Consider the following 5,255-nt stretch of genomic DNA (forward strand, 5'->3'; position numbering starts at 1 on the left):
GACAACCCTAGGGCGATACGCTGGGAGACGGGCAGCGCGCCGTGCCGGCAACCTGCCGTCCGCGGCGAAGCCCCGCGCCGCCGGAAGCGGACGCAGCCGAAGCTGCTGGAGATCAAAGGACACCATCGCATGGCACATCTGACCCCCGAACTGCTGGCGGTTTTGCGCTGCCCGGCTACCGGTTCATCACTGGTCCAGGAGGGCGACGAACTGCTCTCGACCGGCCGCACCGCCGCCGGAGACCGGCTGCACTACCGGATCGAAGACGGCATCCCGGTGCTGCTGCCGCAGACCGCCCCCGCCGGCGGCGCCCTTGATTCAACCAACGACGGCGCCGCTGCCTCCGCCAACGACGGCCCCGCTGACGACGCTTAGGAGCATTACTGTGACGTTCGATTACAAGGTCAAGGACCTCTCGCTGGCAGCCGCCGGCCGCCACCAGATCCGCCTGGCGGAGCACGAGATGCCGGGCCTGATGGCCCTGCGCGCAGAATTCGGCGAGGCCCAGCCCCTGGCCTGCGCCAGGATTGCCGGTTCCCTGCACATGACGGTGCAGACCGCGGTCCTGATCGAAACGCTGACCGCGCTCGGAGCGGAAGTCCGCTGGGCCTCCTGCAACATCTTCTCCACGCAGGACGAGGCCGCCGCAGCCGTCGTGGTGGGCAACGGCACGCCGGAGGACCCGCAGGGCGTTCCGGTCTTCGCCTGGAAGGGGGAAACGCTCGAAGAGTACTGGTGGACGGCCGAGCAGATCCTGACCTGGCCCGGCGCCGACGAAAACCCCGAGCTGGGACCGAACATGATCCTGGACGACGGCGGCGACGCCACCCTGTTGCTGCACAAGGGCGTGGAATTCGAGGCCGCCGGCGCCGTCCCCTCGGCCACCGCGGAGGACCCGCACGAGTACACGATCATCCTGGACGTGCTGCGCGCCTCGCTGGCCAAGGACCCGCAGAAGTTCACCCGGGTCGCCGCCGGCATCCGCGGCGTCACCGAGGAAACCACCACCGGCGTGCACCGGCTCTACCAGCTGGCGGAGCAGGGCCAGCTGCTGTTCCCGGCGATCAACGTCAACGACGCGGTGACCAAGTCCAAGTTCGACAACAAGTACGGCATCCGCCATTCGCTGCCCGACGGCATCAACAGGGCCACCGACGTTCTGATGGGCGGCAAGACGGCGGTTGTGTGCGGCTACGGCGACGTCGGCAAGGGCGCGGCCGAGGCGCTGCGCGGCCAGGGCGCCCGCGTCGTCGTCACCGAGATCGACCCGATCTGCGCCCTGCAGGCCGCGATGGACGGCTACCAGGTCGCCACCCTGGACAAAGTAGTGGGCGAGGGCCACATCTTCATCACCACCACCGGCAACAAGGACGTCATCATGGCGTCCGACATGGTGAAGATGCGCGACAAGGCCATCGTGGGCAACATCGGCCACTTCGACAACGAAATCGACATGGCGGGCCTGGCCAGCGTCGAGGGCGTACAGAAGGTGGAGATCAAGCCGCAGGTGCACGAATGGGTCTTCGATGCCGGGCTGGCGACCGAGCGCTCCATCATCGTGCTCTCCGAGGGACGGCTGCTGAACCTGGGCAACGCCACCGGGCACCCTTCGTTCGTCATGAGCAACTCGTTCGCCAACCAGACCATCGCGCAGATCGAGCTGTTCACCAAGCACGGCAAGCCGGCCGAGGGTTCGGCCACCGGCGAGCCCGAGTACGCCAACCAGGTCTACGTGCTGCCGAAGGTGCTCGACGAGAAGGTCGCCCGGCTGCACCTGGACGCGCTCGGCGTCGAACTCACCGAACTGACCAAGGAACAGGCCGAGTACCTGGGCGTGGACGCCGCTGGCCCGTACAAGCCGGACCACTACCGCTACTGATCCAGACCGGGAGGGCCGACGGCGGGCGTACGTCCCGCCGTTAGCCGTTCGGTTGAATGGTTACCGGATTGTTGGGCGGGCTCGCCCGCAATAACCCGTCCCTTCGGTGCCGCCCGCCCTACGATGGAGGCAGGGTGCTGTTGTGCCCTGCAGCGGCGGTTACCCGCCGCCGGGGTCTCGTGAGTTGGGTTGGGATGACTGAGGAAAAAAAGAAGCGCAAGGGCCTTAAGATCGCCCTGCTGTGCATCGTCGGAGTGCTGGTGGCAGCCGCCGCGGCCGTCACTGCGGCAACCATGGCGTCGCCCACGTTCGCAGGCCAATTGGGACGGGTGTTCGCCGCCGCCCCGGCCGAGCGGCAGGGCTTCTCCGCGCCGGTCGTCAAGGCGATGTCCGTCGGTGTCACCCCGGCAGACAAAGCCGTGGAGGTTAACCCCGCCACCGTGGCCACCATTACCGCCAAGAACGCCTCCATCAAGGACGTGGCGTTGGCGCCGGCACAGGGCGGCGAACCGATCGCCGGGGAGCTGTCCGCAGACGGCAGCGTCTGGAAGGCAACGGAACGCCTGGACTTCCTGACCGAATACGAGTTCAGCTACACCCTGGTGGACCGCGCCGGCACCGAGACCGTGAAGCAGCAAAGCTTTACCACCGTGCTCGCTCCCAACCAGGCCGACGGCTGGATGTACCCGCTGGACGGGCAAAGCGTGGGCATCGCCCAGCCGCTGGAGTTCAACTTCAGCGAACCCGTGCTCAACAAGCGAGCGGTGGAGGAGGCCATCTCCATCACCACCTCCGCCGGGCAGAAGGGCGAATTTTACTGGTACTCCGAAACCAAGGCCCGCTTCCGCGCGGAAAGATACTGGGAGCCGAACAGCACCGTGACCGTGGACATGAAACTGTTCGGCGTGGAGTTCGGCAACAACATGATCGGCATGAACGACGAGAAGATCACCGTCAACATCCTCGATGACCGCCGGGCGATCGTGGACAACAAGACCAAGACCATGAAGATCTACGTGGGCGGCGACCTGGCCAAGACCTTCCCGGTGACGCTGGGCGACCCGAACTGGCCGTCCAGCAAGGGCATCCACCCGATCATGGACATGCATGAATCGCTGCCGTTCAACCCGCGCAGCATCGGGCTGAAACCGGGAGACCCGGACTGGTACGAGCCGTTCGACGCCAAGTACGCCAGCCGGTTGAGCAACAGCGGCGAGTTCGTCCACACCACGCTGGACCCCTCCGCCCTGGGCGTGCGCAACATTTCCCACGGTTGCGTGGGCATGTCCGAAGCCGGCGCCCGGTACTTCTACGAGACCATGCGGACCGGGGACATCGTGGATATCCGCAATACCGACGGCGGGTTCCTGGACCCGACGGACGGTTTCGGGGACTGGAACGTGGACTGGAAGACCTGGACGTCGCAGGACAAGGGGTAGCTGTCCCGCGCCCGGCGGTTCGGTGGCCACCGGGCGGTCCGCGCGGCCGCGCCTAGTCCCGGAAGGGCAGGGAATGCAGCCGGGCGCCACGCCGGGCGGCGCGCTCCTGCTGTCGGGACAGCCGGACGAAGTCGCGTTCGCGCCGTTCGGCCATCACGGCCAGCAGGTACATTTCCGGCGGCGTCCCGGCCGGCGGCGGGGGAGAGACATAGCCGGACGCCTCGTTGGCCAGGGCCGTGGCCAACCGGGCACGGGAGGCGGGAATCATCTTGGGCGCCTGGGAGAGGAACTGGATAATCCGCCGGGCCAGCGGCTCCGGCAGCCGCCCCATGTCGGCGAGCTTTACCCAGGGGGCCAGTTGCGGGGGGATTTCCGGCAGGATCTTCGGTGCGACCGCGACGCGTTCCCGCATGCTGTAGGTGCCCGCCAGCAGGTCGCCGAGCCGTTTGGACCTGTCATTGAACAGGGCCACCATGAAGGCCACCGAACCGAGCAGGATGTACAGTTCGAAGACCGCCACGAGGCCGCGGATGAGCGCATGCCGGAACCGGATGGCACCGCCGTCGTCGCGCACGATCCGCAGGCCCATGACCCAGCGGCCCAGCGACTTGCCGCGGGTAAGGGTCTCGACGGCGATGGGCACCCCGACCAGGAAGAACAGCACCACGGCGATGACCAGCGCGCGGGCGGCTGCGGCGTCGAACCCGACCTCGAGGGTCTCCGACAGCAGCACGAAGGCGGCGATCAGCAGGATCACGTTGGCCACCACATCGATGATCGAGCTCAGCGCCCGGACGCCGAACGACGCCGGCCGCAGTTCCAGCACTACCGCCTCGCCGGTGATGACGTTGCTCATCGGATCCCTTTCCCGGGCGGTCTGTGCCGCCCGGTTCCACTCTATCGATCCGGGGCGGCGGGCCGGGCGGCGCCCCGGATCTTCCGCGCGCGGCGGCTAGGCTAGGAGCGTGGATATCGATGCCTTCGCCGCGGTGCATGAGCACGATTGGCAGCGGCTGGACGAACTGAGCGCCAAACGCAGGCTCACCGGCCCCGAGGCGGATGAACTGCTCGTGCTCTACCGGCGCACCTCAACCCACCTGTCGATGATCCGGTCGGTGGCCGCCGAGGGCCAACTGTCGGCGGCCCTGTCCACCCGCCTGTCGCGCGCCAGGACGCGGTTCACGGGGGCCCGCTCCAACTTTGCCCGGGACGTGGCGGAGTTCTTCGTGTTGTCGCTGCCGGCCGCGTTCTACCGCCTGCGCTGGCTGACCGTGGTCATCGGTGCCCTCTTCGTCCTGGTGGCCTGGCTGTTCGGCGCCTGGGTGGCGGGAACCCCCGAGGTCATCAAAGCGATGGGGTCCAACGAGGACATCCGGCAGTACGTGGAAGAGGACTTCGTCAATTACTACTCCGAGAATCCCAACGCCTCCTTCGCCGGCATGGTGTGGACCAACAACGCCTGGATTGCCGCGCAGGCGGTGGCCTTCGGAGTGACCGGACTGTGGGTGCCGTACATCCTGTTCATGAACGCCCAGGGGGTGGGCATGGCCGGCGGGATGATGGCCGCCTACGACCGGCTGGACGTCTTCTTCCTCTACATCCTGCCGCACGGGTTGATGGAGATGACCGCCATCTTCATTGCCGGTGCGGCCGGACTGCGGATCTTCTGGTCCTGGGTCTCGCCCGGCCGGCTCACCCGCACCGCCTCGCTGGCCCGGGAAGGCAGGTCGCTGATTACCGTCGCCCTGGGACTGGTCCTCGTCCTCCTGATCTCCGGCCTGGTCGAGGGCTTCGTGACCCCCAGCCAACTGCCGGACTGGCTGCGCCTGGGCATCGGTGTGCTGGTGCTGGCCGCCTACTGGATGTACACCCTCGTCGTGGGCCGGCGGGCCTACCTGGCGGGGGAGCGCGGCGACCTGGGCCGGTTCGACGCCGGC

The 5,255-nt window shown here is 67.5% G+C and carries 5 protein-coding genes; 4 read left to right on the plus strand and 1 reads right to left on the minus strand.

The annotated features are described in order from the left end of the window. The first annotated feature begins 129 nt into the window (after positions 1-129). From AC5RUJ_RS10500 to AC5RUJ_RS10510, 3 genes are all read left to right on the plus strand, one after another. Positions 130-375: a Trm112 family protein gene (locus AC5RUJ_RS10500; RefSeq protein ID WP_494129093.1), complete on the plus strand. Its 246-nt coding sequence runs from the start codon at positions 130-132 to the stop codon at positions 373-375. 10 nt (positions 376-385) lie between these two features. After that, complete coding sequence (gene ahcY, locus AC5RUJ_RS10505; RefSeq protein WP_494129092.1) at positions 386-1,879, plus strand: adenosylhomocysteinase; 1,494 nt, start codon at positions 386-388, stop codon at positions 1,877-1,879. A gap of 194 nt (positions 1,880-2,073) precedes the next feature. Further along, positions 2,074-3,318, plus strand: coding sequence for a L,D-transpeptidase (locus AC5RUJ_RS10510; RefSeq protein WP_494129091.1), 1,245 nt, complete (start codon positions 2,074-2,076; stop codon positions 3,316-3,318). Between the two features lie 52 nt (positions 3,319-3,370). On the opposite strand, the gene AC5RUJ_RS10515 is transcribed toward AC5RUJ_RS10510, so the two are convergent. Beyond that, positions 3,371-4,174: an RDD family protein gene (locus tag AC5RUJ_RS10515; protein ID WP_494129090.1), complete on the minus strand. Its 804-nt coding sequence runs from the start codon at positions 4,172-4,174 to the stop codon at positions 3,371-3,373. Positions 4,175-4,283: 109 nt separating this feature from the next. On the opposite strand from AC5RUJ_RS10515, the gene AC5RUJ_RS10520 reads away from it, so the two are divergent. Further along, positions 4,284-5,255: stage II sporulation protein M (locus tag AC5RUJ_RS10520; RefSeq protein ID WP_494155842.1), on the plus strand; the 972-nt coding region annotated here is incomplete at its 3' end.

Source organism: Arthrobacter sp. Y3223164 (assembly GCF_059091005.1).

Coding starts and splice junctions, on each gene's coding strand:
- AC5RUJ_RS10500 (WP_494129093.1), top strand. CDS start 130: ATGGCACATCTGACCCCCGAACTGCTGGCGGTTTTGCGCTGCCCGGCT.
- AC5RUJ_RS10510 (WP_494129091.1), top strand. CDS start 2,074: ATGACTGAGGAAAAAAAGAAGCGCAAGGGCCTTAAGATCGCCCTGCTG.
- AC5RUJ_RS10515 (WP_494129090.1), bottom strand. CDS start 4,174: ATGAGCAACGTCATCACCGGCGAGGCGGTAGTGCTGGAACTGCGGCCG.